At 71.7% G+C, this 26,268-nt stretch carries 19 protein-coding genes and 3 pseudogenes; 12 read left to right on the forward strand and 10 right to left on the reverse strand.

The features are described from left to right. Positions 1–32 precede the first annotated feature (32 nt). From DA06_RS01035 to DA06_RS01045, 3 genes and pseudogenes are all read right to left on the reverse strand, one after another. A pseudogene (locus tag DA06_RS01035) lies at positions 33–470 on the reverse strand (ABC transporter ATP-binding protein); the annotation flags it as partial. Position 471: 1 nt separating this feature from the next. Continuing rightward, positions 472–1,350 carry an ABC transporter permease gene (locus DA06_RS01040; RefSeq protein WP_418606715.1) on the reverse strand — a complete coding sequence of 293 codons (879 nt, stop codon included), beginning with the start codon at positions 1,348–1,350 and terminating at the stop codon, positions 472–474. Between the two features lie 65 nt (positions 1,351–1,415). Continuing rightward, complete coding sequence (locus DA06_RS01045) at positions 1,416–2,714, reverse strand: polysaccharide pyruvyl transferase family protein (RefSeq protein WP_043496704.1); 1,299 nt, start codon at positions 2,712–2,714, stop codon at positions 1,416–1,418. 175 nt (positions 2,715–2,889) lie between these two features. On the opposite strand from DA06_RS01045, the gene DA06_RS01050 reads away from it, so the two are divergent. The 3 genes from DA06_RS01050 (at position 2,890) to DA06_RS01060 (ending at position 9,599) form a co-directional block, all read left to right on the forward strand. Beyond that, positions 2,890–3,840, forward strand: coding sequence for a class I SAM-dependent methyltransferase (locus DA06_RS01050; protein ID WP_043496705.1), 951 nt, complete (start codon positions 2,890–2,892; stop codon positions 3,838–3,840). After that, on the forward strand, positions 3,837–6,791 hold the full coding sequence (locus DA06_RS01055) for a glycosyltransferase (protein WP_418606716.1): 2,955 nt from the start codon (positions 3,837–3,839) through the stop codon (positions 6,789–6,791). The genes DA06_RS01050 and DA06_RS01055 overlap by 4 nt, the downstream gene beginning before the upstream one ends. Positions 6,792–9,329: 2,538 nt before the next feature. Beyond that, positions 9,330–9,599, forward strand: coding sequence for a YfhO family protein (locus DA06_RS01060; protein WP_418608307.1), 270 nt, complete (start codon positions 9,330–9,332; stop codon positions 9,597–9,599). Positions 9,600–9,711: 112 nt separating this feature from the next. Here the strand turns inward: DA06_RS01060 and rfbB are convergent. Both rfbB and DA06_RS01070 read right to left on the reverse strand, forming a co-directional pair. Continuing rightward, a pseudogene (gene rfbB / locus DA06_RS01065) lies at positions 9,712–10,708 on the reverse strand (dTDP-glucose 4,6-dehydratase). Positions 10,709–10,776: 68 nt separating this feature from the next. Then, positions 10,777–12,103 (reverse strand): annotated as a pseudogene (locus DA06_RS01070) (UDP-glucose dehydrogenase family protein). 90 nt (positions 12,104–12,193) lie between these two features. On the opposite strand from DA06_RS01070, the gene DA06_RS01075 reads away from it, so the two are divergent. The 8 genes from DA06_RS01075 (at position 12,194) to DA06_RS01110 (ending at position 20,526) form a co-directional block, all read left to right on the forward strand. Further along, complete coding sequence (locus DA06_RS01075; protein WP_418606717.1) at positions 12,194–14,026, forward strand: N-acetylmuramoyl-L-alanine amidase; 1,833 nt, start codon at positions 12,194–12,196, stop codon at positions 14,024–14,026. After that, positions 13,948–14,382: a hypothetical protein gene (locus tag DA06_RS01080; RefSeq protein ID WP_043496707.1), complete on the forward strand. Its 435-nt coding sequence runs from the start codon at positions 13,948–13,950 to the stop codon at positions 14,380–14,382. Before DA06_RS01075 ends, DA06_RS01080 begins: the two co-directional genes overlap by 79 nt. Positions 14,383–14,452: 70 nt before the next feature. Further along, positions 14,453–17,119 (forward strand): glycosyltransferase, encoded by a 2,667-nt coding sequence (locus DA06_RS01085; protein WP_043496709.1) that lies wholly within the window; start codon positions 14,453–14,455, stop codon positions 17,117–17,119. A gap of 197 nt (positions 17,120–17,316) precedes the next feature. Then, positions 17,317–18,450: a glycosyltransferase family 2 protein gene (locus DA06_RS01090; RefSeq protein ID WP_418606718.1), complete on the forward strand. Its 1,134-nt coding sequence runs from the start codon at positions 17,317–17,319 to the stop codon at positions 18,448–18,450. Next, positions 18,447–18,836 carry a hypothetical protein gene (locus tag DA06_RS01095; RefSeq protein ID WP_052436204.1) on the forward strand — a complete coding sequence of 130 codons (390 nt, stop codon included), beginning with the start codon at positions 18,447–18,449 and terminating at the stop codon, positions 18,834–18,836. The genes DA06_RS01090 and DA06_RS01095 overlap by 4 nt, the downstream gene beginning before the upstream one ends. A 79-nt stretch (positions 18,837–18,915) precedes the next feature. Then, a complete protein-coding gene (locus tag DA06_RS01100; protein ID WP_052436205.1) occupies positions 18,916–19,332 on the forward strand; it encodes a hypothetical protein in 417 nt (138 codons plus the stop codon). Positions 19,333–19,360: 28 nt separating this feature from the next. Next, entirely contained in the window at positions 19,361–19,588 is a 228-nt protein-coding gene (locus DA06_RS01105) for a glycosyltransferase (protein WP_052436206.1), read from the forward strand. Further along, a complete protein-coding gene (locus DA06_RS01110) occupies positions 19,585–20,526 on the forward strand; it encodes a lysylphosphatidylglycerol synthase domain-containing protein (RefSeq protein WP_043496710.1) in 942 nt (313 codons plus the stop codon). The genes DA06_RS01105 and DA06_RS01110 overlap by 4 nt, the downstream gene beginning before the upstream one ends. A gap of 8 nt (positions 20,527–20,534) precedes the next feature. Here DA06_RS01110 and DA06_RS01115 read toward each other — a convergent pair whose 3' ends face one another. From DA06_RS01115 to DA06_RS01130, 4 genes are all read right to left on the reverse strand, one after another. Beyond that, positions 20,535–21,425 carry a glycosyltransferase family 2 protein gene (locus DA06_RS01115; protein WP_418606719.1) on the reverse strand — a complete coding sequence of 297 codons (891 nt, stop codon included), beginning with the start codon at positions 21,423–21,425 and terminating at the stop codon, positions 20,535–20,537. A 92-nt stretch (positions 21,426–21,517) separates the two neighbouring features. Continuing rightward, positions 21,518–22,135, reverse strand: coding sequence for a dTDP-4-dehydrorhamnose 3,5-epimerase family protein (locus tag DA06_RS01120; protein WP_043496713.1), 618 nt, complete (start codon positions 22,133–22,135; stop codon positions 21,518–21,520). 78 nt (positions 22,136–22,213) lie between these two features. Further along, the gene (locus DA06_RS01125) at positions 22,214–23,176 is read right to left on the reverse strand and encodes a hypothetical protein (RefSeq protein WP_418606720.1); all 963 of its coding nucleotides are present in this window, start codon (positions 23,174–23,176) and stop codon (positions 22,214–22,216) included. A gap of 135 nt (positions 23,177–23,311) precedes the next feature. Next, positions 23,312–24,019, reverse strand: coding sequence for a SpoIID/LytB domain-containing protein (locus tag DA06_RS01130; protein ID WP_043496716.1), 708 nt, complete (start codon positions 24,017–24,019; stop codon positions 23,312–23,314). A gap of 393 nt (positions 24,020–24,412) precedes the next feature. Between DA06_RS01130 and rfbD the strand changes: the two genes are divergently transcribed. Then, complete coding sequence (gene rfbD, locus DA06_RS01135) at positions 24,413–25,261, forward strand: dTDP-4-dehydrorhamnose reductase (RefSeq protein ID WP_043496717.1); 849 nt, start codon at positions 24,413–24,415, stop codon at positions 25,259–25,261. 61 nt (positions 25,262–25,322) lie between these two features. On the opposite strand, the gene rfbA is transcribed toward rfbD, so the two are convergent. Continuing rightward, the gene (gene rfbA, locus DA06_RS01140) at positions 25,323–26,192 is read right to left on the reverse strand and encodes a glucose-1-phosphate thymidylyltransferase RfbA (RefSeq protein ID WP_043496718.1); all 870 of its coding nucleotides are present in this window, start codon (positions 26,190–26,192) and stop codon (positions 25,323–25,325) included. Positions 26,193–26,268: the final 76 nt, after the last annotated feature.

Here is a 26,268-nt window from a genome sequence, read left to right on the forward strand (position 1 = left end):
GCCAGACGGACGTACATGCCGGAGGAGTAGAACTTCACCTGGGTGTCGATGAAGTCCTCGATGCCGGAGAAGTCGACGATGGCGTCGAAGTGCCGGTCCGTCTCGGTCTGGTTGAGGCCGAGGATCGCCGCGTTCAGGTACACGTTCTCGCGCCCGGTGAGATCGGGGTGGAACCCGGCGCCGAGCTCGAGAAGGGCCGCCAGCCGCCCACGGAGGAGCACCTCTCCGGACGTGGGCTGGATGATCCCGCCGATCGTCTTGAGCAGGGTCGACTTCCCCGAGCCGTTCGGGCCGACGAGACCGACCGAGGTGCCCGCCTCGATCGCGAGGCTGACGTGGTCGAGGGCCCAGAAGTCCTCCTTGAACCTCGCCGACCGGCCTGCGTTGACGATGCGTTCCTTGAGTGACTTCTCCTTGCGGATGACGAACCGCTTGGACACGTCGCGGATGTCGATGACGGTGCGGTCCATCTCAGAGCTCCTGGGCGAAGTTGCCCTGCATGGTGGCGAACAGACGTTGGGAGACCACCAGCGCCACGAGGCCGACGGCGAGCGCCACCAGCAGGCGCAGGGCGAGGTCCTCCGGGAACGCGCCCTCCGGCGCCGCCGTCCACACGGCGCGCTGGAACCCGAGGACGGCGATCGTGACCGGGTTGTCGAGGTAGAGCTGGGAGATCGTGGAGCTGACGGCGCCGTCGACCATCTGCCAGGAGTAGACGATCGGCGAGGCCCAGAAGCCGAGCATGAGTGCCACCTCCACCAGGTACTGGACGTCACGGAGGTAGACGTTCGCCGCGGAGAGCACCAGAGCGGCGGCGGTCGCCCACACCAGGGTCACGGCGAGGGCGGCCGGCAGGTAGAGCAGGCGGCTGTCGAGGACCAGCCCGCGTATCGTCAGCGCGGCGACGATGAGGATGGCCAGCTGGATCACGAAGTTGAACAGGGCCGATCCGACGGTGGCGAGGGGGAAGATCTCGCGGGGCAGGTAGATCTTCTTGACGATCCCGTCGTTGGCGAGGATGGAGGCCGTTCCGTTCGCCACGATCTCGTTGAACAGCTGCCAGACGGTCAGTCCGGTGAAGACGTAGATGGCGAAGTCCGGGATCGCCCGTTCCGCGCCGAGGAAGCGACCGATGGCGACGTAGTAGATGAGCAACGAGACCAGCGGTCGGGCCAGCGTCCACAGGAACCCGAGCGCGCTGTCCTTGTAGCGGGCCCGCAGCTCCCGGCGCACCAGCATGCCGAGCAGCTCGCGACGGTCCCAGATCGCGACGACAGAGTCCCGGGCGCCGATGATGAAGCCGCTCGGCGGGCTCGCGCGACGCAACGGTTGCGTCGCGAGCTCTCGCATCCGTGCCTCTGCTTCGGGACTCATCGATCTCCCTGAGTGGTTACGGGCGGACGGGAACCGACCGCCTACTGACGGACCAGGATAGATCGGATCCTGTCGACCACCTTTCGTGCCGTGGCTCTGAGCCGGCGGTCCACCGTCCCTTCGAGCAGGGCCAGCGCGGTGTCCAGGTCTGTCCGGAGCCGGGACGCGTACTCGGCCCTCGCCGCCAGCTCGGCGGACAGCACGCGCTGCTCGGCGGCAAGAGCCCGGACCTGGGCCGTGAGGTCCCCGGCCCTGCGGTGCGCGTCCGCGAGCGCGACGTCGCGGTCACGGACCACCGCACCCTGCTGCTCCATGAGGAACGTCGTCACCGTGAGGGGATCCTCCGCCGCGGGCAGGAGAGGCGGAACGTCAGCACCATCACCGTCGGGGCGAGGCACGCCACCTCCCGCGTCCCCGGCCGGCTGGCCGACCATGGCCGCGATACGGGTGAACGCCTCGTGCACCGCGTCCTTGTCGGCCGAGATCTGCGCGGAGAAGTCCGGCGGCTCCGCCTCGGTCTGGCGCACGAGATCCTTCAGGGACGGACCGTCGTGGAAGATGCGGTCGGACAGGCCACGGTCGTCGAGGTAGTTGCGCACCTTGCGCTGGTCCACCGTGATGAACGGCACGTTCTGCGAGTACGAGAAGATCGTGCCGTGCAGGGTCGAGACGATGACGTACGACATCTGCCGCATGACGGCGTGCAGCTCGAGCGGCTCCAGCCGTGGGAGCACCACCGCGCGAGAGCGGTCGAAGGGGAGCGACTCCATGAAGCTGTCGTCGTAGTTGTAGTGCGTGAACGGGATGAAGACCTTCGGACGGTCGATCGCGTCGACGATCTCCACCAGTTCCGGCACCAGGCGCAGGGTGTGCGGGACGACGTGGATGCCCACCACGGGCTCGTCCTCCGGCAGTCCGTCGATCCTGATGTCGGGCGATTCGAGCGTGGTGGTCGTGCACGGCAGCAGCTGCGCGTCCGGGACGGCCGAACGGAGCACGTCCACCTCGCGGGAGGTGCGGGCACTGACGAGCTCGTAGTCCCGCAGGTACTCCAGCCGGTCGGCGTCGTCCCACACGCCGACGGAGTTGAGGACGGCCGGGCCGCTCGGCCGGAACCGGTCGTAGAAGTTGTCACCCACCGGTCGGATGAGGTCCCCGCCGCCGACGACGACCAGCCGGCCGTGGGTGTCGACCTCCTCGAACGGGGAGAGCACCTGCGTCGGGCCGACGCCGTGCCGGGCGAGCTCCTGGCCGACGGCGATGCCGATGGCACGGTCGCCCGTGTTGGGGCTGACCGAGTCGTACAGTGCACCGACGCCGGCGCCGCTCCTGAGAGGCATGGGTGAACAGGTCTCCTTCTTCGACGTCCGCGCGCGGGCCTGACGGTGGAATGCTAGGACACCGACGTGATTCCGCCTCTCTCGGAAGGGGCCGGTGGCCCTCCGGCGGGGTGCCTCGCGGCGAGCACCTGCCGTCCGATGCGATGATGTGCCCATGCTGAGGAGAGGAACTCCAGTGCGGAATGCTCTGTCCGCCGCGGGTCGGGCGCAGATCCTCGAGGCCGTGGGGGAACGGCGCACCGTCCTCGACGTGGGGTGCGCACTCGGGCCGGACGCGGGTGTGCTGGCCGAGCGGGGCTCCGGAGTCACGGTGATCAGCACAGGTGCCGGTACGGATGACCCGGGGTCCGAGCGGGTCCGGACTGTCGTCGCGGAGGAGAGGCCGCTGGACCTCGCCACCGTCCTCGCCGAGGACGAGTCGTTCGACGCCGTCGTCGTCGGCGAGGAGCTGGCTCGGTCGGAGGACCCTGCCGCGTTGGTCCGGGCGACGCTCGAGCACCTGAGTTCCGACGGCGTTCTGATTTTGACCGCGCCGAACCTCACGCACGGATCGGTGCGCCTGGCGATGCTGGCCGGTCGGTGGGAACCCGCCCGGGGTCCGGTCCGGCACCACTTCAGCCTCGCCGCGCTCGCGCGGCTGGCCCATGAGGTGGGGCTCGAGGTTGAGGCCGTCCGGGCCACCGTCGCCGACGCGCTGGGGACGTCCCACGACGTGCCCGACGACATCCCGTCCGCCAGCGTGCAGTGGGTGCGCAGCCAGCCCGACGCGGGGTACTTCCAGTACGTCCTCTCGGCCCGGCGCCCGGCATCCGGCCGCGCACCTCGGACGGAGGTTCCGGAGGTGATCGCCGACGGTGCACCGGAGCCGGTCCGGGACCACCACGCCGAGGCGGTGGCGCGGGCCGAGGCTCGCACGGACGACCTGCGCCATCGCGTGCTGACGCAGCGCGACCACATCATCGGCCTCGAGGCGACCGCGGCAAGGGCGACCGCGGAGCTTGCCAGGGTGCGGCGCGAGGCCGAGGAGGAGATCGCCGAGCTCCGGGCCACCGCCACCTGGCGGGCGGGGCGGCTGGCCGTCGCCCCGGTCGCGAAGGTGCGAAGTGTTCTGGGGGGTCGCCCGTGACGGCGTCGGCGCCGACGTTCTCGGTCGTCACCCCCGTGTACAACCCGCCGGTCGGCGCCCTTCGCGAGATGGTCGCCTCCGTCCTCGCGCAGACGTTCGGCTCCCTCGAGCTCATCCTGGTGGACGACCGGTCGCCCGAGGAGGAGGTCCGGACGGTGCTGCGCGAGCTCGCCGCCTCCGACCGCCGGGTCGTGCTCGTCGAGCGGGAGACGAACGGTGGCATCGTCGCCGCGTCGAACACCGCCCTGGAGCGGGCGCGCGGCGAGTTCGTGGTCCTGGTGGACCACGACGACGTGCTCGAGCCCCACGCGTTGGCCCGGGTCCACGAGGAGCTCGTCGCCGAGCCCGAGACCGACTACCTCTACACCGACGAGGACAAGGTCGACGACACCGGACGACGGTACGACGTGTTCCCCAAGCCCGACTGGTCGCCCGAGCGGCTGCGCGGCCAGATGTACACGTCTCACCTGTCCGTGCTGCGGGCCGAGCTCGTCCGCGCCGTGGGCGGCTTCCGGCCCGGCTTCGAGGGGTCCCAGGACCACGACCTGGTGCTGCGGGTGACGGAGCGGGCACGACGGGTCTCGCACGTGCCCGAGGTGCTCTACCACTGGCGCGCCCATCCGGGGTCGACCGCGGCGAGCTACCAGGAGAAGTCGTACGCCTGGCTCGCCGGGCAGCGGGCCGTCCAGGACCACGTCGACCGTCTGGGACTGCGCGCGACCGTCGAGCTCGGGGAGCTTCCCGGCACGTACCGGCTCGACCGGCGCGCCCCGTCGGGGCTGGGCGTCAGCGTCGTCATCCCGACGAACGGCTCGGCCGGGATGGTGTGGGGCGAGGAGCGCGTCTTCGTCGTCGAGTGCGTCCGCTCGCTGCTGGGCCGCACCGGTGGGGTGCCGGTCGAGGTGGTCGTCGTCTACGACGAGCCGAGCACGCCGGCCGACGTGCTCGAGGAGCTCGAGGAGATCGCCGGCGCGGCGCTCGTGCTGGTGCCCTACCGCCGGCCGTTCAACTTCTCGCAGAAGTGCAACGTCGGTTACCTGGCCGCGACCGGCGACGTCGTCGTGTTCCTCAACGACGACCTCCAGATCGTGACGGACGACTTCCTCGAGCAGCTCGTGGCGCCGCTGAGCGAGCCGGACGTCGGCATGACGGGGGCGAGGCTGCTCTTCGCGGACGGGACGCTCCAGCACGGAGGCCACCAGTACTCCCGCGGCGACATCACGCACGTGTTCCTCGGAGCCGACGGCACGTGGGGCGGTCCCTTCTCGGAGCTCACCATCAACCGGGAGTGCTCCGGGCTGACCGCTGCCGCAGCCGCCATGAGGCGGGAGGTCTTCGAGGAGGTGGGGGGGCTTCTGCGAGGCCCTTCCGGGGAACTTCAACGACGTCGACCTCTCCCGCAAGGTCGGCAGCGCCGGCTACCGCATGGTGTGGGTCGCCGGCGCGGGCGCGTACCACTTCGAGTCCCGCACGCGGGAGCCGAGCGTGCAGAAGTGGGAGTACGACAACCTCCTCGCGCGATGGGACTTCACGGGCGACGACCGGTACATGCCCGTGTCGCTGACCAAGGCGTTCCGCGAGAAGGTCGGGCGGTAGTGGCACGCGTCCTGGTCGCCACGCTGGACACCATCGGGGACCGGATGGCGGGTCCCGCCATCCGTGCCTGGGAGATGGCCACGGCCCTTTCCGCCGAGAACGACGTCCGCCTCGTGACGTTCGCGGGGTGCGCACGCCGTTCCGACCGCTTCACCGCCCGGCACGTGTCCGTGCCCGAGTTCCGCGCGGAGGTCGCGGGCACCGACGTCGTCGTCCTTCAGGGATACCTGCTCCGCAACTTCCCGTGGCTCAGCGGGTCGGACAAGGTGATCGTCGTCGACCTCTACGACCCGTTCCACCTCGAGAGTCTCGAGGTCCTGCGCAACCACCCCGAGGAGGAACGGCGGGGAGCGATGGCCGGGGCGTTGGCAGAGCTCCATGCGCAGCTGCGGAGAGGGGACCTGTTCCTCTGCGCGTCGGAGAAGCAGCGGGACCTGTGGCTCGGGCACCTTGCGGCCGCGGGCCGGATCACCCCGGCGACGTACGACGCCGACCCGTCGCTGCGTGAGCTCGTCACCGTGGTCCCGTTCGGGCTCGACCCGCAGCCGCCTGCCCGGAGGGCGCACGCCATCAAGGGCGTGGTCCCGGGGATCGGCCCGGAGGACCCCGTCGTGCTGTGGGGCGGCGGCGTGTACAACTGGTTCGACCCCCTGACCGTGATCGACGCCGTCGAGCGCGTGAGCGCAAGCGTCCCGAACGTCCGTCTGTACTTCCTGGGGATGAAGCACCCGAACCCGGACGTCCCCGAGATGGCCATGGCGGTCGCCGCAAGAAGGCGTGCGGACGAGCTGGGACTGACCGGCACGCACGTCTTCTTCAACGAGGAGTGGGTGCCGTACGAACGGCGTGCGGACTACCTGCTGGACGCCGACGTCGCCGTGAGCGCCCACTTCGACCAGATCGAGACCGCCTTCAGCTTCCGCACGCGGATGCTGGACTACCTGTGGACGGCACGGCCGATCGTGTGCACCGCCGGTGACACGTTCGGTCACCTGGTCGACGCCGAAGGTCTCGGAGCCTCGGTCGAGCCCGGCGACGTCGCAGGGTTCGCCGACGCCCTCGAACGTCTCCTCACCGACCGTGCGGAGTGGGAGCGTGCCCACGGGAACGCGGGGCGGATCGCCGGGAACTACACGTGGCCCGCGGCGCTGGCGCCGCTCGTCGAGTTCTGCCGGTCGCCGCGCAGGGCGAGGGACGCAGGTCAGCCGTCGCTCGCCCCGGGGAGCGGGACCCGGACCGGTGCCCTCCTCCGCCGGGCGCGCTCGGACGTGGCAGCCACCGTGCGGCACCTTCGCACGGGCGGGCCGCGCGCCGTCGTCGGCCGGATCGCCTGGCGACTGGGGCGCTCCTCGTGAGTCGGCGGAACGACCGCCCGAAGCCTGCCCGTCCGCTCAGCGCTCTCACGGCGTGGCTCGCGCCCGTGCTTCTGCTGCTGGTCCTGGTCGGGCCGGCCCTGGTCGGGCAGCAGGTGTTCGCCGCGGGCGACCTCATCGACCGCAACGCCGCGCCCTGGACGGAGTCCTCCACGGTCGAGGAGATCACCAACGTCTGCGTGTCCGACACCGTCGACTCCACGCTCCCGTCGGCGCTCGTGTTCCGCGACAGGGTGGCGGACGGGGACCTCGCGCCGCTCTGGGACAACACCGCGTCGGCCGGGGCGTTGCTCGGCGCGGCGCCGCCGCAGGGCACGTCCTCGCCCATCTTCCTCGCCACGCTGCCGTTCTCCGACACCTCCTTCACGGCCTGGATGAAGGTGCTGGAGACCGCCGTCGTCCTGGCCGGCACCGTGCTGTGGGCCCGCCGCCTCGGCCTGGGCGCCGCCGCGGGCGCGGTCGGCGGTCTCGTCTACGCGTTCGGCGGCTTCATGGTCATGTGGACCAACTGGCCCCAGTCCCGCACCGCGGCCTTCCTGCCGCTGCTGTTCTGGGCGCTTGAGCGCATCGTCCAGGACCGCACCCTCAGATCGGCCCTGCCCCTGCCGCTCGTGGTGGCGGCGCTGGTGCTCGGCGGGTTCCCCACCGTGGTCGTGTACGGCGTCTACTTCGCCGCCGTCTACGCCGTGGTGCGCCTCGTGGCGGAGAACCGGCGTCGCGCGCGCCTGCCGGAGGGCCCGGGCGCCGACACCCGGAGCGCCTGGCGCGACTATGTCAAGCCGCCGGTGCTCGCCGCGGGCGGCGGGGCGCTGGGCGCCCTGCTTGTCGCCTTCCAGCTGGTGCCGTGGTTCAACCAGCTCACGGCGACGGACCTCAGCTACCGCGAGAACATGTGGGCCGGCACCTTCAGCTGGGGCGAGTTCCTCACGGTCGCCTACCCGCAGGCGCTCGGCACCTGCGCCTCGGACGCGCTGCGCTGGGGCTCGGTCATCCCCGTCGAGGGTGTCTCCTTCGTCGGGGCCGGCGCGCTCGTGCTCGTCGTCGCCGCGCTCGTCCTCCCGGCGGCGGGCGGACGCATGGCCGGCGCACGGCCCGTCTTCCTCCTCGGTGGCCTCCTGACGCTCGCGGTCACGTTCGTCGGCGGCACGCTCAACTACGTCCTGCACCTCCTGCCCCTGATGGCGACGTCGCCGATGCACCGGATGCGCTCCGTCGGGATCCTGATGTTCGCCATGCTCGCGGCAGCCGGGTTCGACGCGGTGCGGCGTTCCGCCGGCGAACGGCGCTGGCTCCCGTGGACGGGTGTCGTCGCCGCCGTCGCCGCACTGGTCCTCGCCGCTCTCGCGGTGTACCGCCTCGCCCCCACCCCGGAAGCCTGGGCGCAGGCTCGCACCCCGCTGGTCGTGGGCCTCGCCTGCGGTGCCGGCGTCGCCGTGGCGTGGGCATGGATCATGGCCGGCGCCCCGGGACGGCGGGTGGCGGCCGCCCTGATCCCGCTCGCCCTGCTCGTCGACGCCCTCGCCTTCACCACGGCCTACTGGCCTCGCAGCGAGCCGGAGACCTTCTACCGGGAGACCACCACGGGTCAGTTCCTCACGGACAACCTCGGCACCGACCGCATGGTGGGCGTGGGCTACGCGTACTGGAACGGGGCGAACAAGGTGGCCGGCGTGCGCTCGCTGTCCGGCCACACCTTCGTCCCCGCGGAGTGGAAGGAGCTGCTGGACCAGGTGGATCCGACGATGTTCCTCACCCCGACCAACCACACGCTCAACGACCTCTCCGCCCTCGACAGCCCCGCGCTGGACCGCCTCGCGGTGCGCTACGCGGTCATGGACACGACGATGGTCCCGCCGGGGCAGATCCTCGGCGTGGAGGACCAGGACCGGGCCGCCCCCGTGACGCTGCAGGACACGCCCGGGCAGCGCGACGTGCCGGCGGGGACGGCGCTCAGGGGAGTCGTGGTGGAGCTGACGGAGCCGGTGGGCGACGTCGACGAGGACGCAGACCCCACGCGCCTCGTCGCCGAGGTGCTCGACGGCACCGGCAAGGTTCTCGCCACCGGCGAGCGGCGCGTTCGCGACGGCGCCGCAGGCGTCCAGATGATCCCCGTCGACGGTGAGGAGCTGGCGCAGCTCGACGAGTCCTACCAGGTCCGCGTCAGCGCCGAGGGCCAGCCGTCGCTGCGGGTGGTGGGCTCCACCGCGCCGGGGCAGGGCCCGGGAGCCTGGGTGGGTGTGCTCACCGCGGACGACAGCGGCCTCGATCTCGTGCACACCAGCGACGCGCAGGTGGTCGAGCGCGCCGGAGTCCTGCCCCGCTTCCGGTGGGCAGGGGAGTCTGCGACGTGCGAGACGGCGGCGGAGTGCGTCGAAGCCATGGGGGAGATCTCGTCCGCCACCGTGCTGCTGGACGCCGCCGACGCCGCGACGGCGTTCGACGGCGAGCCGGCGGAGGTGCGCGTCGAGGTGGACGACGACGATCTGCAACGGGTCCGCGTCAACGCTCAGGGGGGACGGCATGCTCGTCGTCGCCGACGGTCTGCACGACGGCTGGGAGGCCTCTGTCGACGGGGAGCCGGTCGACATCGTCCGTGCGGACTACGCGATGAGGGGAGTGCCGGTGCCCGCGGGCGACCACGTCGTGGAGCTCGCGTACCGGCCGGTCGGCTGGGGCCCCCTGTCGAAGGTGGCGGCCGCCACCGGTGTCGCCGTCGTCGGCCTGTGGGGCGCCCTCGCCTGGCGCGACCGCCGCGACCGACGACGCCGGGCGGTCAGCTCGACCGCCTAGAGGTGGGTCGGGCGCAGATCCGGCGGCCGGCTCCGGGACGACGCCGCAGCCGAGGACCAGGAACAGTTCACGGGCGGGGCCGGCTCGGCCCCGCCCGTGACGTTCACGGCTGCTACTGCCCCTGGGCGGCGTACTTCGCCTCGACCGCCGCCTTCTGCGGCCGCCACCAGTCCTCGTTGTCGCGGTACCAGGCGATGGTGTCCTCGAGCCCGGAGCGGAAGTCCTTGAACTCCGGCTCCCAGCCGAGCTCCTCGCGCAGGCGCGTGTTGTCGATGGCGTAGCGCAGATCGTGGCCGGGGCGGTCGGCGACGTGCTCGTAGTCCTGCGCGTCGTGTCCCATGAGCTCGAGGATCAGCTCGACGACGTCCTTGTTGTTCTTCTCGCCGTCGGCCCCGATGAGGTACGTCTCGCCGATCTTGCCCTGCTCGATGATCCGCCACACCGCGGTGTTGTGGTCGCGGACGTGGATCCAGTCGCGGACGTTCTGACCGGCGCCGTACAGCTTGGGCCTCACGCCGTCGATGAGGTTGGTGATCTGGCGGGGGGATGAACTTCTCGATGTGCTGGTAGGGCCCGTAGTTGTTCGAGCAGTTCGAGAGGGTCGCAGCGACGCCGAACGAGCGCACCCACGCCCGCACGAGAAGGTCGGAGCCCGCCTTCGTGGACGAGTACGGCGAGGAGGGGTTGTACGGCGTGTTCTCGTTGAACTTCGCCGGGTCGTCGAGCTCGAGGTCGCCGTAGACCTCGTCGGTGGAGATGTGGTGGAACCGCACGCCGTGCCGGCGGACGGCCTCGAGCAGCGTGAACGTCCCGATGAGGTTCGTCGTGACGAACGGGGACGGGTCGTTGAGCGAGTTGTCGTTGTGGGACTCGGCCGCGAAGTGGACCACCACGTCCGCGTCCTTGACCAGCGGGTCCACGACCTCGGCGTCGGCGATGTCGCCCTCGACCAGCGTGATCCGGTCCGCCACGTCCGCCAGGGAGGCGGGGTTGCCAGCGTAGGTCAGCTTGTCCAGGACGGTCACCTGGGCGCCGGGGTGGTCCTCGACGGTCTGGTGGACGAAGTTGGCGCCGATGAAACCGGCGCCACCGGTGATGAGCACGCGCAAGGGGGCCTCCTCGGCCTGGATGGGTGTCTGGAGATCGCCAGTATGGATGATCGGGGACCGATGATCGACTACGGGCGGCCGATCCCGTTGTAGGTCCAGCCGGCGGCGCGCCAGGTGGTGGGGTCGAGGGCGTTGCGGCCGTCGATGATCCAGGGGTTGCGCACGAGGTCCCTGAGCCGGGCGGGGTCGAGCTCGCGGAACTGCTTCCACTCGGTGAGGAGGAGGACGACGTCGGCGCCGGCGGCGGCGGCGTAGGCGTCGGCGGCGACGTTCATGTCGGGGGCGCCGGCGGGCGAGGACGGGCCCGGCGGCGGGGTCGGTGATGACGACCTCGGCGCCCTCGCCGGCGATGCTGTTGGCGATGTCGAGGGCGGGGGAGTTGCGCATGTCGTCGCTGTCGGGCTTGAACGCGGCGCCGAGGACGGCGACGCGCCGGCCGGTGAAGGTGCCGCCGACGGCGACGCGGGCGAGGTGGATGGCGTGGTCGCGGCGGCGGTCGTTGATGGAGTCGACCTCGCGCAGGAAGGTCAGGGCCTGGTCCACGCCGAGCTCGCCGGCCCGGGCCATGAAGGCGCGGATGTCCTTGGGCAGGCAGCCGCCGCCGAACCCGATCCCGGCGCGCAGGAACTTCTTCCCGATGCGGTCGTCGTGGCCGATGGCCTCGGCGAGCTGGGTGACGTCGGCGCCGGTGGCCTCGCACAGCTCGGCCATGGCGTTGATGAAGGAGATCTTCGTGGCCAGGAAGGAGTTCGCGGCCACCTTGACGAGCTCGGCGGTGGCGTAGTCGGTGGTCAGCCGGGGGGATCTGGTCGGCGAGGAGCTGCTTGTAGACGTCGTCGAGCACCGCCCGGCCGGCCTCTGCGGCCTCGTCGTCCCTGGGGAGGCCGTAGACGATGCGGTCGGGGGGAGATGGTGTCCTGGACGGCGAAGCCCTCGCGGAGGAACTCGGGGTTCCACACCAGCAGCGCCCCGGTGGGCGCGACCTTCGCGGCGATCTCGGCGGCGGTGCCCACCGGCACGGTGGACTTGCCCACCACCAGGGTCGGGCCGGCGGTGTGGTGGTTCAGGTGCGGGAGCAGGGACTCGACCGCGGCGTGGACGTAGGTCAGGTCCGCGGCGTAGCCGCCCTGGACCTGGGGGGGTGCCGACCCCGATGAAGTGGACCTGGGCGTCGGCGAGGTCGGCGAAGTCGGTGGAGAAGCGCAGCCGGCCCGCCTCGACGTTGCGGGAGAGGATCTCGTCGAAGCCCGGCTCGTGGAACGGCGCCACCCCCCGGGAGAGCGACTCCACCTTCGCGGCGTCGACGTCGATACCGACCACGTCGTGACCCAGCTCCGCCATGCACGCCGCGTGCACCGCGCCCAGATAGCCGCAACCAATCACCGAGATCTGCATAAGGGCACGGTACCGTCGAGAACGGGCGCGACAAATGTGTTGGTCGACATATGCGCCTCCTTCTTCACCGAGTCGACCGGGGAGTACTGCATGTCTGGACCTAACGTCCTAGCCACAGCCCTCGCAGCCGGTGCGCTCGTCGTCGGAACGGCTCTTCCCGCGCAGAGCGGCACAGCTGACGGTGCCCCGAGGATTCGTGAGCCGCTGACCGTCGTCTCCCTCACGAACTCGGCGGGCGCCCGCACGGACGTCGCCGTCGCGGGCCTCGAGGAGCTGGCGGAGGAGGCTGGGACAGGCGGCACCGACGGCGCACCGTCCGGCTGGACGACCGCACTCGCCGGCGCCGGAGCGACGGCCCTCGGGCGGGGGGCTCCGACCGTGCGGCCGGCCTCGTCCGGGACCGCTCCCGAGCTGGGGAACATCGCCGTTCTCACTCCGCCCGTCGCCACCGACCAGTTCCTGGTGGCGGGCCTCACGTGGCAGGCAGGGGACACGCTGCCCGCCGGCGGCCGGGTGTTCCTCCGCGTCCTCGAGCACGGCTCCTGGACGGAGTGGCTGGAGGTCGAGGAGGAGGACGGGGCGGACCGGGGCCAGGGCGGACGGGCCGGCACGGACCCGTTCGTCACAGGTGGCGCCGAGGCGGTCCAGATCCAGGTGACGGGCTCGGCCGACGACCTTCCGGCGGGTCTGGACGTCAGCCTGATCCCGGCGGAACCGGACGATGACGCACCCGGAACGGTCATCACGGAACCCACCGACGAGCCCGCGAAGCTCCCGGCGGAGGAGCCCGCCGCCAGCACTGAACCCGCCGCCTTCACCTCTGCCTTCACGTCGCTCGCGAGCCCGCGGCCCGACGCCGTCGCCGGCCCCGTCCCGACCGCCTCCTCCGCGTCGCTCACCACCCCGTCGGTCACACCGGCGGCTCAGCCGGCCGGCACCGTGGCGTCGACGCCGACGGCCACCAGCTCAGGGACCGTCGTCCCCGCAGCAGTGACCACCCCCGCGCCCGGCCGTCGTCAGCCGCGCCGGCTGGGGTGCGGACGAGAGCCTGATGAACTGGGACCGGGAGTACGCGCCCCTCAGGGCGACGGTCGTGCACCACACCGCCGGGTCGAACTCCTACACATGGAACCAGTCGGCGTCGGTGGTCCAGGGGATCTACACTACCACTCCGTGACCAGGGGATGGGGGGACATCGGCTACAACTACCTCGTCGACAAGTGGGGTCGGGTCTTCGAGGGCCGCTCGGGCTCTCTCGCCTCACCGGACGGGCAGATGGTGGTGGGCGGGCACGCCCAGCCGTTCAACAGCGGGACGCTGGGCATCTCCGCCATGGGCAACTTCGACCCCAGGACCGCCACGGACATCCCGGCTCGCGGCTCCATCCTCGACTCCATGGCCGACGTCGTCGCCTGGCACTTCGCCCGCGCGAGCATCGACATGACGTCGCCGAGCGGCCTCGTCTCGAACGGGACGCCGACGCGTCCCGCAGGTCAGAACCTGCCGCGCATCTTCGGCCACAAAGATGTCAGCACGACGAGCTGCCCCGGCCTTTTCTACGGCGACCTCGGCCAGCTCTCGGCCAGCGTGAACGCTCGGATGCCCCAGCTCTTCCACCTCAACAACGCGTGGGGCCCGGTGGCCGACGTCACCTTCCGCTACGGCGACCGCGGCGCGACGTCTTCGTCGGGGACTGGGACGGCGACGGCGTGGACACCGTCGCCACCCGCGTCGGAAACACCTTCCACATCAGGAACTCCAACTCCTACGGCCCGGCGGACCGGGTCGTCCCCTACGGCCGGGTCGGCGACACCGTGCTGGTCGGGGACTGGAACGGTGACGGGGTGGACACCTTCGCGGTGCGGCGTGGCAAGGAGTACCACGTCAAGAACTCCCTCAGCTCCGGCCCGGCGGACGTGGTGATCGCCTACGGCCGTGACACCGACCAGGTTCTCGTCGGGGACTGGAACGGGGACGGGCAGGACACGTTCGCGGTGCGCCGCGGCCACCTGTACTACGTCAAGAACCGCATCGCCGGTGGCGAGGCGGACACGGTCGTCGGCTACGGCCGCGCGGCCGACGACGTCCTCGTCGGTGACTGGGACGGTGACGGCAACGACACCTTCGCCGTCAAGCGGGAGGCTCGCTACTACATCAAGAACACGATCGCGGCCGGGGACGCCGACTTCGAGCTGGTCTACGGCCGGCCGACGGATCACGTGGTCGTCGGCGACTGGGACGGCGACGGGGAGGACACCCTCGGCGTCGTGCGTCCGTGAGGGCGCCCGTGCGCGCCGTGCGCACCGCGGGTCGGGGGCCGGCCCCCAGGTAGCCCCATACGATGCTGCGATGCGCGTCGTCCAGGTCTCGGCCCACTACCCGCCCAACTTCGTGTCCGGCGGAACGCTGGTGCCCCAGCGGATCGCGCGCGCCCTCGCGGACGCGGGGCACGAGAGCCTGGTCTACGCGGGCTTTCTCGACCCCGCCCGCCCGCCGCTGGAGACGTGGACGGAGCACGACGGCGACGTCGCGGTCCGCTGGGTCGTCACCACCCCCTGGACGGGCTGGGCGGACCCGCGGAACAGCGCGAACCCGGACGTGGACAGGGACTTCCGGGCCTGGCTCGACGAGGTCCGCCCCGACGTCGTCCATCTTCACTCGCTCCAGACGCTCGGAGGGTCGCTGGTACGCGCGGCGAAGGAGTCGGGCGCGCGGGTCGTCGTCACCATGCACGACTTCTGGTGGTTCTGCGCCCGTCAGTTCCTGGCCACCAAGGAGCTGCGCCCCTGCTCCCTCGTCGTGAGCTGCGGGAACTGCCCGTGCGAGGTGGACCACGGCTGGCTGCTCGCCCGGAACGAGGACCTCCGGAAGCACCTGGTGCACGCCGACGTCGTGCTCGCACCGTCGAGGAGCGCAGCCCGTGTGCTGGCAGCGAACGGCGTGCCGTCCGAGCGGCTGCGGGTGGACGAGAACGGGCTGCCGGCCGGTCCGGTGGCGGCGGCCGGTGTCGCGGACGGGGCAGCCGCGCGGGCCGGAGGCCTGTCCGCGGAGGCCGCGAGTGCGGGAGGCGCCGGGGCGGGGAACAGCCTGCGCCTGATGTTCGCGGGCGGTGACGACCCGATGAAGGGTGCCGACCTCCTTCTGTCCGCCGCCGGACGGCTGGCGCATCTCGACGGATGGTCGCTGGACATGTACGGGGTCGCCGCACGGTCCGAGGCGCCGTCACAGGTGCGGTTCCTCGGTGCGTACGCCCCCGGGCACCTGGGGGCGGTCCTGGCCGCGCACGACGTCCTCGTGCTGCCGTCGATCATGCGGGAGTCCCACTCGATCCTCACGCGGGAGGCGCTCGCCGCGGGTCTGGCGGTCGTCTGCTCTGACACGCTCGGGCCGGAGGAGGCGGTCACCCACGGCGTGAACGGGCTCGTCTTCCCCGATGGTGACGTCGACGCGCTCGAGGCGTCACTTCGTCGGTTGATCACCGACCCTGGCGCGGCGAGGGCGATGACGGAGCAGGGGTCCGCCTCGCCCATCCGCAGCTTCGACGACCAGTTCCGCGGTCTGGTCGCCCTGTACGACGAGCTCACGGGGTCCGCGACCTTCGTCGCTGACACCGACGGCGCGACGGCGCGCCGGGCGCCGGACGTGGGGAGCGGGACGGCAGGACCCGACGGGGCGGAGCCGGCCGGACGGACCGGTGAGAGCCTCGCCCCGGACGACGTGCGCCGGGTGCTGTTCGTCGTCGGCATCCAGGGCGCACCGCTGCGCTACCGCGCCCACCTGCCCGCCGAGGCGCTCCGCATGCTCGGGGTCAGGGCCCAGGTCCGCCACTACCGCGACCCGGAGCTGCCCCGCCTGGTCGAGCGCGCCGACGCCGTCGTGCTCTACCGGGTGCCCGCGACGCGCCAGATCCTCGACCTCGTGGCGACCGCCCGGGCAGGCGACCGGCCCGTCCCCGTCCTCTTCGACGTGGACGACCTGATCTTCGACCCCGAGCTCGAGAACGAGGTCCACGGACTGGCCGGGCTCGACCCGGACGAGCTGCAGCTGTGGTGGCGGGGTGTGGCCCGCTACCGCACCACGATGGAGACGGCCGACGTCTTCGTCGGATCGACCGAGCAGCTCTGCCGCCACGCGACGGCGGTGACGGGGCTGCCCGCGTACCGCTTCGACAACGGGGTCGGTGTGCTGCTCGCGCGCGCCTCCGACGCCGCGCTGGAGCGGCCGCGCAGGCCGGGGCCGCTGCGCATCGGCTACTTCTCCGGAACGACGACGCACGACGCGGACTGGGCCGCGGTCGAGCCGGCCGTGCTGGCCGTGATGACCGCACGGCCCGACGTCGAGCTCTGGCTGGGTGGTCACCTGCGCCCCACGGAGGCCCTGGATGCGGTGGCCGACCGCGTGCGGCGCCTGCCGTTCGTGCCGTGGCACGAGCTCCCGTCCACCCTGCGCGACGTGGACGTCTGCCTCGCCCCGCTGACCGACGGCAGCAGGTTCAACGAGGCGAAGTCGGCCATCAAGTGGCTGGAGTCGGCCCTCGTGGAGACGCCCGTGGTGGCCTCGCCGACCCAGCCCTTCAGGGAGGCGATCGACCATGGCACGACGGGGCTGCTGGCCGACGGCGAGGCGGAGTGGCGCGACGGGATCGAGAAGCTGCTCGACGACGTCGCCCTGCGGCGCCGGATCGGGACGCAGGCCCGGCGGGAGGCCCTGCTCCGGTGGTCGCCCCACCTGCAGGGGCCGGCCTACCTGCGGGTCCTCGAGGCCGCGATCGAGCAGGTGCGCACCAGCGGCCCGCGGCACCCGACCGGCTGGGACCCGGTCTACGACGACGAGCCGTACTCCGCGGGGGACGCCTGGGTGGAGCCCTACGCCGTCCCGTCCCGCCGCCGCCTGCCCGTCCCTTCGGCCGTGCGGCGCCATCCCTGGGTACGCCGCCTCGGTGCGGCGCGCCGGGTGTACCGCACGGCCGGTGGGCGCGCCGTCCTGGCCAAGGTCGCCGCCGCCCTGCGGCGTTGACCGGCGCCGTCTCTCGCGGCGGCGGCTCCCGGCGTCTTCCGCGGCCACGGCCGAAGGACCCGTCCGGCGCGCCGTCGGCGACGTGACGCGGCTTACGGGACCTTCCCGTGGCCCGACGCAGGTGTATACGTACAATCTGAGGTTGATCTGTGCCCTGGTCGCGTTGCGGGGCGCCGGAGCCGTCGTCGAGGGAACTCATGAAGCTGTTCGTCCAGATACCGTGCCTCAACGAGGAGGAGACGCTTCCTCTCGTGCTGCGCTCGATCCCGCGCGAGATCCCGGGCGTCGACACCGTCGAGATCCTCGTCGTGGACGACGGTTCGAGCGACCGCACCGTCGAGGTCGCCCGCGCGCACGGTGTGAAGCACATCGTCCAGCACGCCCGGAACATGGGGCTGGCCCGGTCCTTCCGCGACGGCATCGACTACGCCCTCGCCCACGGTGCCGACATCGTCGTCAACACCGACGGCGACAACCAGTACCCGCAGGAACGCATCACCGATCTCGTCCAGCCGATCGTCCGCGGTGACGCCGACGTCGTCATCGCCGACCGGCAGACCGCGAAGATCGCGCACTTCTCGCCGTTCAAGAAGGCGATGCAGAAGGTCGGGTCGGAGGTCGTCAACAAGGCCGCCGGCACGGACCTGCCCGATGCCGCCAGCGGGTTCCGTGCCTACTCCAAGGCGTCCCTGCTGCGCCTGAACGTCGTCACGCAGTTCAGCTACTGCATGGAGACGATCATCCAGGCGGGCAACAAGCGGCTGCGCATCGAGTCGCTGCCCATCACGACGAACCCCAAGACCCGCGAGTCGCGGCTGTTCAAGAACATCTGGCAGCACATGTTCAAGTCGGGAACCGCGATCACCCGCTCCTACCTGATGTTCAAGCCCCACATGATCCTGGGGTGGCTCGGCGCGATCATGCTCGTGGTCGCGCTGGTGCCGTTCGTGCGGTTCTTCGTGTTCTGGCTCATGGGTGACGCCGGCGGGCACGTGCAGTCCCTCATCTTCGGGACGGCCATGCTGGTCGGTGCCCTCCTCTGCTTCGCGCTCCTGGTGATCGCCGACCTGCTGCGGACCAACCGGGTGCTGCTCGAGGAGTCGCTCGAGCGGCTCAAGGAGCTGCAGTACCGGCCGCCGGCCGAGGTGACCATCCGGCACGACGGCGTCTCGCAGGACGCTCCGGCGGTGCCGACGAAGGGGCGGCTCACCCGCCCGCGCGTGCCGGGCGACGAGGCTCGTCCCGGCGACGGCCGCGGCGTCCCCGCCGACGCCGTGCCTGGTGCCCGGCCGGCGACGACGGCCACGGTCGAGACGGTGCCGCGTCGGTGAGGGTCCTGACCTTCGGCACGTACGACGTCCGCTCACATCCCCGGGTCCAGGTCCTCATGGACGGGCTGCGTGCCCACGGCCACGAGGTGACCGAGGACAACGCCAGGCTGGGCCTGTCGACCGCAGAGCGGGTCCGCATCCTTCGCGAGCCCTGGCGTCTTCCCGTGCTGATCGGTCGGCTCGCCGCCCGCTGGGCGTCGCTCGTCCGCAGGAGCCGCGCGTTCCGCGGCGCCGCGCGCCCCGACGCCGTGCTGGTCGGCTACCTCGGCCACTTCGACGTGATTCTCGCCCGTGTGCTGTTCCCCCGCACGACCCTGGTGCTCGACCACCTCATCTTCGCGGCCAGCACCGCGGCCGACCGGGGGGGCGGCAGGAGGGCTGCGTGAACGCGCTCTCGGGCTCCTGGACCGCCTCGCCCTGAGCGCGGCCGACGTCGTCGTCGTCGACACGGAGGAGCACCGAGCCATGGTCCCGGCCCGGCTGCGGAACCGCGCCGTCGTCGTCGCCGTCGGCGCGACCGCGAACTGGTTCGAAGCTGCGGCGCCCATCGTCCGGGCGGCCGCGGAGGTCGACGCCCCGACGGCCGGCGGTCCTCTCTCGGTCGTCTTCTTCGGGCTCTTCACGCCGCTGCAGGGCAGCACGGTCATCGGCCGCGCCCTGCGCCTGCTCCACGAGCGCGGCACGGCGGTGCGCGCGACCCTCATCGGCTCCGGTCAGGACGCCGAGGCCGTCCACCAGGACGTCGATGGGCTTCCCTCGGTCACGTGGGTCGACTGGGTGGACGCCGACGAGCTGCCCGCCGTCGTCGCCGGTCACGACGTCTGCCTCGGGATCTTCGGGACCACCGAGAAGGCGCTCCGCGTCGTACCCAACAAGGTCTGACCAGGGGGCGGCCGCCGGAACCGCCGTCGTGACCTCGGACACCGAGCCTCAGCGCCGCCTCCTGGGAGAGGCTGCCGTGCTGGTGCCGCCGGGCGACGCCGAGCGGCTCGCCGACGTGCTCGCGGACCTGGCCGCGCGGCCCCGCCGGGTGGTCGAGCTGCGCCGCGCCGCCGCCACCCACGCGTCCGCGGCGTTCACACCGGCGGCGGTCACCGAACCCCTGGACCGGGTGCTGGTCGACGGCGCGAAGCGATGAGCCGTGTCCTGACGGCTCTGCGTTCCCGGTGGGTCCGCATCGGCTTCCTGCTGGCCGCCCTGGCCGCGGGAGTCTGGGCCGTCGCGTCGCAGTGGGACGACGTCAGGACGGCGCTCACCTCGATCCCGGGCGGCGTCGTCGTCGGCGCCCTGGCGCTGAGCGTGGCGTACGTCGTCCTGACGATGGCGGCCTGGCGGGTGCTGCTCATGGATCTCGGCTCACCCCTCCGCGTGGGCGCCGCCTCGCGGGTGTTCTTCGTCTCCCAGGTCGGCAAGTACATCCCGGGCGGGGTCTGGAACGTTCTCGCCGCCGCCGAGATGGGGGCGGACCACGCCATCCCCCGCCGCCGGTCGATCTCGGTCATGGTGGTCTCGATCCTCGTGTCGATCCTCACCGGGCTCGCCCTGGCCGTCCTCGCCATCGTGCTCGCGCCCGCCGGGGTGGCTGCCGACTTCGGCTGGGTGGGATGGTTCCTGCCCGTCCTCCTGCTCGTGCTCGCTCCGCCGGTGCTCAACCGCCTCCTCGGGCTCGCCCTGCGGCTCGCCCGCCGACCCCCGCTCGAGCGGCCGCTCACGCTCGGCGGCGTCGTCCGCGCGAGCCTGTGGTCGACCGCGGCGTGGATCGTCGCGGGTGTGCAGGTGTGGCTGCTCTCAGCGGCGCTCGGGCTGGAGCTCACCGTGGCGACGCTCGCGCTCGCGGTCGGCGGCTACGCGCTGGCCTGGACGGTCGGTTTCCTGGTGGTCGTGGTCCCCGCCGGCGTGGGTGTCCGTGAGGCGGTGCTGGCCGCGGTGCTGGCGACGCACCTGGAGCCGGGGGCCGTGGTCGTGGTGGTGCTGCTCAGCCGTGTGCTGCTCACGGTCGCGGACGTCGTTCTCGGCCTGGCGGGGCTGGCCGTGGGCCGCCGCAGCGGCACCGGGAGCCTGACTCCGTCGTCGTAGGGACAGGCCTAGGTGCGCTGAGCGAGCGGCCCCGTCCGACCGCGGAGACCGTCGGCGAGCCCCCGTGCCATGAGTGCCGCACGGCGACGGCGCGGGGAAGCCAGGAGAGCGTTGAACGCCACGTACTTGGACAGCCAGACCACGTACCCGACCCGCCACCACGTACTCATGAGACCGGAGCGGACCAGCAGGACGGTGTTCCGGGCGAGGAAGTAGGTCCGTACGGGGGAGTGGACGTGCACCTCCTGGGCGCGCCCCGGGAGCTTGGTCAGGCGGTCGCCCAGCTCGTGGTCGAGCCGCGCGTCGGTCACCGCGTACAGCGAGAACCCCGCGCGGGTCGCCCGCAGGCCCCACTCCAGGTCGATGTGGTCGATGAACCACGCGTCGTTCATCGGCCCCACGGCGTCGAGCGCCTCCGCGGTGATCAGGCAACCGGAGGCGATGAGGAAGGCGGCCCGCACGAGACCGTCGCGTGCCTCGTCCGGGCGTGCCCGACGCGGCCCCCACCTGCGCGCGACGTACACCATCTGCTCCGTCGCGGACCTGGTGTCGCTGGACACGGGCCCGACCGCGCCGACCCGCTCGCCGAGTCCCTGGGCGCGACGCAGGCCGGCGAGAAGAGCCTCGACCATGTCCGCCGCGGGCAACGAGTCCTGGTCGGACAGCAGCACGGCGTCCGCACCCTGTTCCCGGGCACGCGCGATGCCGACGTTCTGGGCGTGGGCGATCCCCGTGTTCGTCCCCAGCCGCAGCAGCTCCGCGCCCGTGGCGGCGCACGCCGCCGAGAGCGTCGAGCTGTCGGACGAGGCGTTGTCGACGACGACCACGCCCGCGCACTGCCGGACGAGCTCGCGCAGCAGAGGCTGCGTCAGCGCGAGATCCGGCTCGTGCGTGACCACGACCGCCACCACGTGGTCCGGTGCCCCGGCGGAACTGTCACGTCGTTCCTGCGGAAGACCGTGCGCGGGGCCTGGCGTGCCCGTGCCGCCCATCAGTCGCGCAGGGACGCGACGTACTCCTGGACCTCGTCGTAGCGGGGGAGCAGACCCTGCTCCTTCGCGTCGAGGAGATCCGGTGCGGCGGTGTCCTTGTCGGAGAGCAGCAGCTCCAGCGGCGCGCCGTCACGTCCGGTGGTCGGCCACTCGATCCCGACCGTGGGGCACAGCGGGTTGACGCCGTGCTCACGGCCGGGCGCGTAGGGGGCCGAGCAGAGGTACACGACGGTGGAGTCGTCCTCCAGGGCGCAGAACGCGTGGCCGAGGCCCTCGGAGATGTAGATCGCGCGGCGGTCGACGTCGTCGAGAAGGACCGAGTCCCACCGGCCGAAGGTCGGCGAGCCCACGCGGATGTCCACGACGATGTCGAGAACGGCACCCCGCGGGCACATGACGTACTTGGCCTGCGACGGAGGGACGTCGGCGAAGTGGATGCCGCGGACCACGCCGGCGGCCGAGACGGAGGAGTTCGCCTGCCGGAGGTTCAGCGGGTGCCCGACGGCCTCGGCGAAAGCCTGCTCCTTGAACGCCTCGAGGAACACGCCTCGCGGGTCGCCGAACAGTTTCGGGGTGATCTCCCACGAGCCCGGGACCTTCAGCTGACGGAACTCCACATCTCCTCCTCATCGTCACCGGGGCGGCAGCACGGTCGGCTCCCGTCCGCCCGACGACGTCGCTCAGCGTACCCAGGGTCAGGGCAGTCGCCGCACGCCGAGCGTGTCGGTGCCGTCCCCGTCCCAGTCGCCGACCAGGACGATGTCCGTCGCACGGCCGTAGGTCAGGACGCGGTCGGCGTCGCCGCCGCTGATGGTGTTCTTGACGAAGAACTGGTTGCCGCGGCGAACGGTGAACGTGTCCTCGCCGTCGCCGTCCCAGTCGCCCGCGTACACGTCGTCGCTCGCGCGGCCGTACGGCACGACCGTGTCGGCGGCGCCACCGGCGATCGAGTTCTTGACGTGGTAGAGGTTGCCGCGCCGCACGGTGAACGTGTCGGTCCCGTTGCCGTCCCAGTCGCCGACGAGGACGGCGTCCGTGGCGTGCCCGTAGGCGATCACCCGGTCCGCCGGTCCGCCCGTGACCGAGTTCTTCACGTGGTACTCCTTGCCGCGGCGCACAGCGAACGTGTCCTTGCCGTCACCGTCCCAGTCACCCACGAGGACGGTGTCGCCGGGCCGGCCGTACGCGAAGGTCACGTCGGCACGTCCGCCGCGCAGGCTGTTGGTCACGTAGAACGTGCTCCCGCGCCGCACGGCGAGGGTGTCCGTCCCGTTGCCGTCCCAGTCGCCGACGAACACCTCGTCGGTGTAGCGGCCGTACTGGAACACGTGGTTGGCCTCCGACGTCCAGGCGTCGTTGAGGAAGAAGCCGTAGCGCAGCTGGGGCGGCGCCGTGGGGCGCCACCAGTGCGAGTACATCCCGAAGGCGATGTCCCCGGTCGACGTCAGCTCGCGGTCTCCGGTCGAGCACTCCAGCCGAACCTTCTGGATGCGGCCGCCGAGCTCACCGTTGCCGTCACGGGAGACGACAACGAGGTTGCGGAGGCTGCCGCCGTCCGGGCACTTCGAGGCGACGGTGCTCACCTGGAGCCGGTTGGTCCAGCGGGTGCGAGTGTCGCCGGTAGCGGTGCCGGTGTACGGGTCGGGTCTCGCGGGCATGTAGGGCACATCGGCGCCGTATGCACGTCCTTGCCGGGAGTAGCCGCCGTTGGTGGAGGAGAACTCGGTGAACGCGACCCGCCCGCCGTACCAGCGAACCTGGCCGCAGTCTCCTTGATCGCCCTGTCGGTCGAGTCAGCCTCGCTGGATCTCGGCAGGAAGTCGATCCCGTGCGACCACCTGGGCGCGCCCGCCGTACACCTGGCACCTTGTGGTGTCGCAGGTGTCTATATGACCGGTCTGGCGCGTGGCGAGCACGTAGCTCCGGGCTGCGACGGCTTGTGCCTTCAGTGCCTCCAGGTGCCAGCCTGAAGGGGACTCGCGCGGGACCACACCACGGAGGTAGTCCTCGAGAGGCAGGTGGTTCACGACATCGAACGCGTCTGCCTGCGACGAAGCCCCGACCAACCGCATGCTGCCGCGGTACCACGTGCCGTCCGTCGCCTTCTGGGCAGGAAAGAGAGCCACGCCGTCGGCGGTGGAGAACGTGATCTCTCGGGCGCTCGACCTGTAGGTGTTGCGGATGCCGGTGTCGGTGTCCGCCTCGTTGACGTCGATCCTGTCGCGCCGCTCGATCCTGTAACCAGAGGCGTCTCGCGTGACCGTGAACCGGCCGGTCGCCTCGCTGACGATGCGTGCTCCCGTGACCGAGTCCGTGACGGTCATCTTCTGGCCGGCCGGAACGCCGACGGTGACCGTGGTCGTCGGCGTGTAAGCGGTGAGGCCCACGCGGATGTTCGAGTTGAGCACCGAGTTCATCGTGGTGCCGGGATAGTAGAAGTCCAGGATCGCCTCGTAGCCGAGACCCTGCTGCGCCGCTCCTTGCGCACCCCACTGGGACATCCCGCGACCGTGGCCCCAGCCGCGACCGTCGACGTCCCAGTAGCCGCTGGACGGCGCGGGGGTAGACCTCCTCCGCCGCGGCAGCGGGACGAGCGCCGGTCACGGTGCCGACGAGCGCCAGAGCACCGGCCAGGGCGAACGAGGTGAGCAGACGGAACGTGCGCATGGAAGTCCTTCGGTTGTCCGCGGGAGCGGGGACGTGGTGCGCGGTGCCACCTGCCGTGCGGCACGGGGGCCCGTTCGGTCCCCCGACTCCCGGCGCCCACAGTAACGCGGGTCGAGCCAATACGGACAGAGTCGCGCGAGGCGACCGACCGGTCCCTCGGGCCGGGGCGCCGCGCCGGGCCGTCGGTCGTTAGGCTGCCCGGGAGATTCACGAGGAGAGGGCGGAAGATGCGTTGGTTGGTCACGGGTGCGGCGGGGATGCTGGGCACCGACCTGGTTCAGCGGCTCACCACGGAGCACGAGGTTCGCGCCGCCGGGCGCGCCGACGTCGACATCACGGACGAGAGCTCGGTCGCCGCCGCGGTGCGTGACGTGGACGTCGTCGTCAACTGCGCCGCGTGGACGGCGGTGGACGACGCAGAGACCCAGGAGGCCGAGGCGTTCACCCTCAACGCCGTCGGCCCGCAGCTTCTCGCCCGTGCCGCGCGCCGCGCGGGTGCACGGATGGTTCAGGTCTCGACCGACTACGTCTTCGACGGCAGCGCCACCGAGCCTTACGAGGAGGACGCACCGCTCGGCCCCGCTTCCGCCTACGGGCGGACGAAGGCAGCAGGGGAGTGGGCGGTGCGCGCGGAAACGTCCGACCATCTGATCGTGCGGACGGCGTGGCTGTACGGCGCGCACGGCGGCTGCTTCCCGAAGACCATGGCGAGGTTGGCTGCGGAGCGGGACGCGCTGCAGGTGGTCGCCGACCAGGTCGGGCAGCCCACGTGGACCGCGGACGTGGCGGACCTCGTCGTGCGGCTGGTGGAGGCGGAGGTGGACCCGGGCACCTACCACGCCACCTCCGGCGGCCAGGTCTCGTGGCACGGATTCACGCAGCGCATCGTCGCGGCTCTCGGCAAGGACCCGGGCATGGTCGGCGAGACGACGTCGGACGCCTTCGTGCGTCCTGCGCCCCGACCGGCCTTCAGCGTGCTGGGCCACGAGGCGCTCGGGCGTGCCGGTGTCAGCCCGATCGGCGACTGGGCCGAGCGGTGGGACGCCGCGGCTCCTCAGGTTCTCGGCGCGCGGTGACGCCGAGCTGACGCGGGTTCCCGGGCGCTGCGGTACGGCGACGCCCGGGGACCGCGACGCGTCAGAGGCGGTGCTCCAGCAGGGCGATGAGGTACTCCCCGTAGCCGGACTTTCGGAGCGGCTCGGCCCGCTCACGCAGCTCGTCGTCGTCGAGGAACCCGCGACGCCAGGCGACCTCCTCCGGGCAGCCGACCTTGAGACCCTGGCGTGCCTCGACCGTGCGCACGAACGCGGTGGCGTCCGCCAGCGAGTCGAACGTCCCGGTGTCCAGCCAGGCGGTGCCCCGCGGCAGGACCTCCACCTGGAGCTTGCCCTGCTCGAGGTAGGCGCGGTTGACGTCCGTGATCTCGTACTCGCCGCGCGCGGACGGCCGGAGGTTCTTGGCGATCTCCACGACGTCGTTGTCGTAGAAGTACAGGCCGGGCACCGCGTAGGAGGACTTGGGCTCGGCGGGCTTCTCCTCCAGGGACAGGGCGCGGAAGTTCTCGTCGAACTCCACGACGCCGTAGGCGGTGGGGTCGGAGACGTGGTAGGCGAACACGGCGCCGCCGTCGATGTCGCCGAACCGGTTCAGCGTGGTCCCCATGCCGGGCCCGTAGAAGATGTTGTCGCCGAGCACGAGGGCGGCGGACTCCTGACCGACGAACTCCTCGCCGAGGACGAAAGCCTGGGCGAGCCCGTTCGGGACCTCCTGCACCGTGTAGGTGATCGAGATGCCGAACTGCGACCCGTCACCGAGCAGGCGCTGGAAGGACGGCGCGTCGTGCGGGGTGGTGATCACCAGCACGTCCCGGATGCCCGCCAGCATGAGCGTGGTGAGCGGGTAGTACACCATCGGCTTGTCGTACACCGGCACGAGCTGCTTGCTCACGCCCTGGGTGATCGGGTGGAGCCGGGTGCCGGACCCGCCGGCAAGAATGATTCCTCGCATGGGCCCCTAGTGTGCCGCATCGGACCGGGCCCGGCCGACCCAGCTCCCGGCCCCGCGGGGCCTGTCCGGCCCGCCG

Source organism: Georgenia sp. SUBG003, assembly GCF_000715355.2.
Lineage (GTDB): Bacteria > Actinomycetota > Actinomycetes > Actinomycetales > Actinomycetaceae > Georgenia.

What these genes read in the sequence shown, in the direction of transcription:
- DA06_RS01040 (WP_418606715.1), bottom strand. Translation starts at nt 1,350, where the DNA reads ATGCGAGAGCTCGCGACGCAACCGTTGCGTCGCGCGAGCCCGCCGAGC.
- rfbA (WP_043496718.1), bottom strand. Translation starts at nt 26,192, where the DNA reads ATGCGAGGAATCATTCTTGCCGGCGGGTCCGGCACCCGGCTCCACCCG.
- DA06_RS01125 (WP_418606720.1), bottom strand. Translation starts at nt 23,176, where the DNA reads ATGCCCGCGAGACCCGACCCGTACACCGGCACCGCTACCGGCGACACT.
- DA06_RS01130 (WP_043496716.1), bottom strand. Translation starts at nt 24,019, where the DNA reads ATGTCCCAGTGGGGTGCGCAAGGAGCGGCGCAGCAGGGTCTCGGCTAC.
- DA06_RS01110 (WP_043496710.1), top strand. Translation starts at nt 19,585, where the DNA reads ATGAGCCGTGTCCTGACGGCTCTGCGTTCCCGGTGGGTCCGCATCGGC.
- DA06_RS01100 (WP_052436205.1), top strand. Translation starts at nt 18,916, where the DNA reads ATGGTCCCGGCCCGGCTGCGGAACCGCGCCGTCGTCGTCGCCGTCGGC.
- DA06_RS01060 (WP_418608307.1), top strand. Translation starts at nt 9,330, where the DNA reads ATGCTCGTCGTCGCCGACGGTCTGCACGACGGCTGGGAGGCCTCTGTC.
- DA06_RS01045 (WP_043496704.1), bottom strand. Translation starts at nt 2,714, where the DNA reads ATGCCTCTCAGGAGCGGCGCCGGCGTCGGTGCACTGTACGACTCGGTC.
- DA06_RS01090 (WP_418606718.1), top strand. Translation starts at nt 17,317, where the DNA reads ATGAAGCTGTTCGTCCAGATACCGTGCCTCAACGAGGAGGAGACGCTT.
- rfbD (WP_043496717.1), top strand. Translation starts at nt 24,413, where the DNA reads ATGCGTTGGTTGGTCACGGGTGCGGCGGGGATGCTGGGCACCGACCTG.
- DA06_RS01075 (WP_418606717.1), top strand. Translation starts at nt 12,194, where the DNA reads ATGTCTGGACCTAACGTCCTAGCCACAGCCCTCGCAGCCGGTGCGCTC.
- DA06_RS01085 (WP_043496709.1), top strand. Translation starts at nt 14,453, where the DNA reads ATGCGCGTCGTCCAGGTCTCGGCCCACTACCCGCCCAACTTCGTGTCC.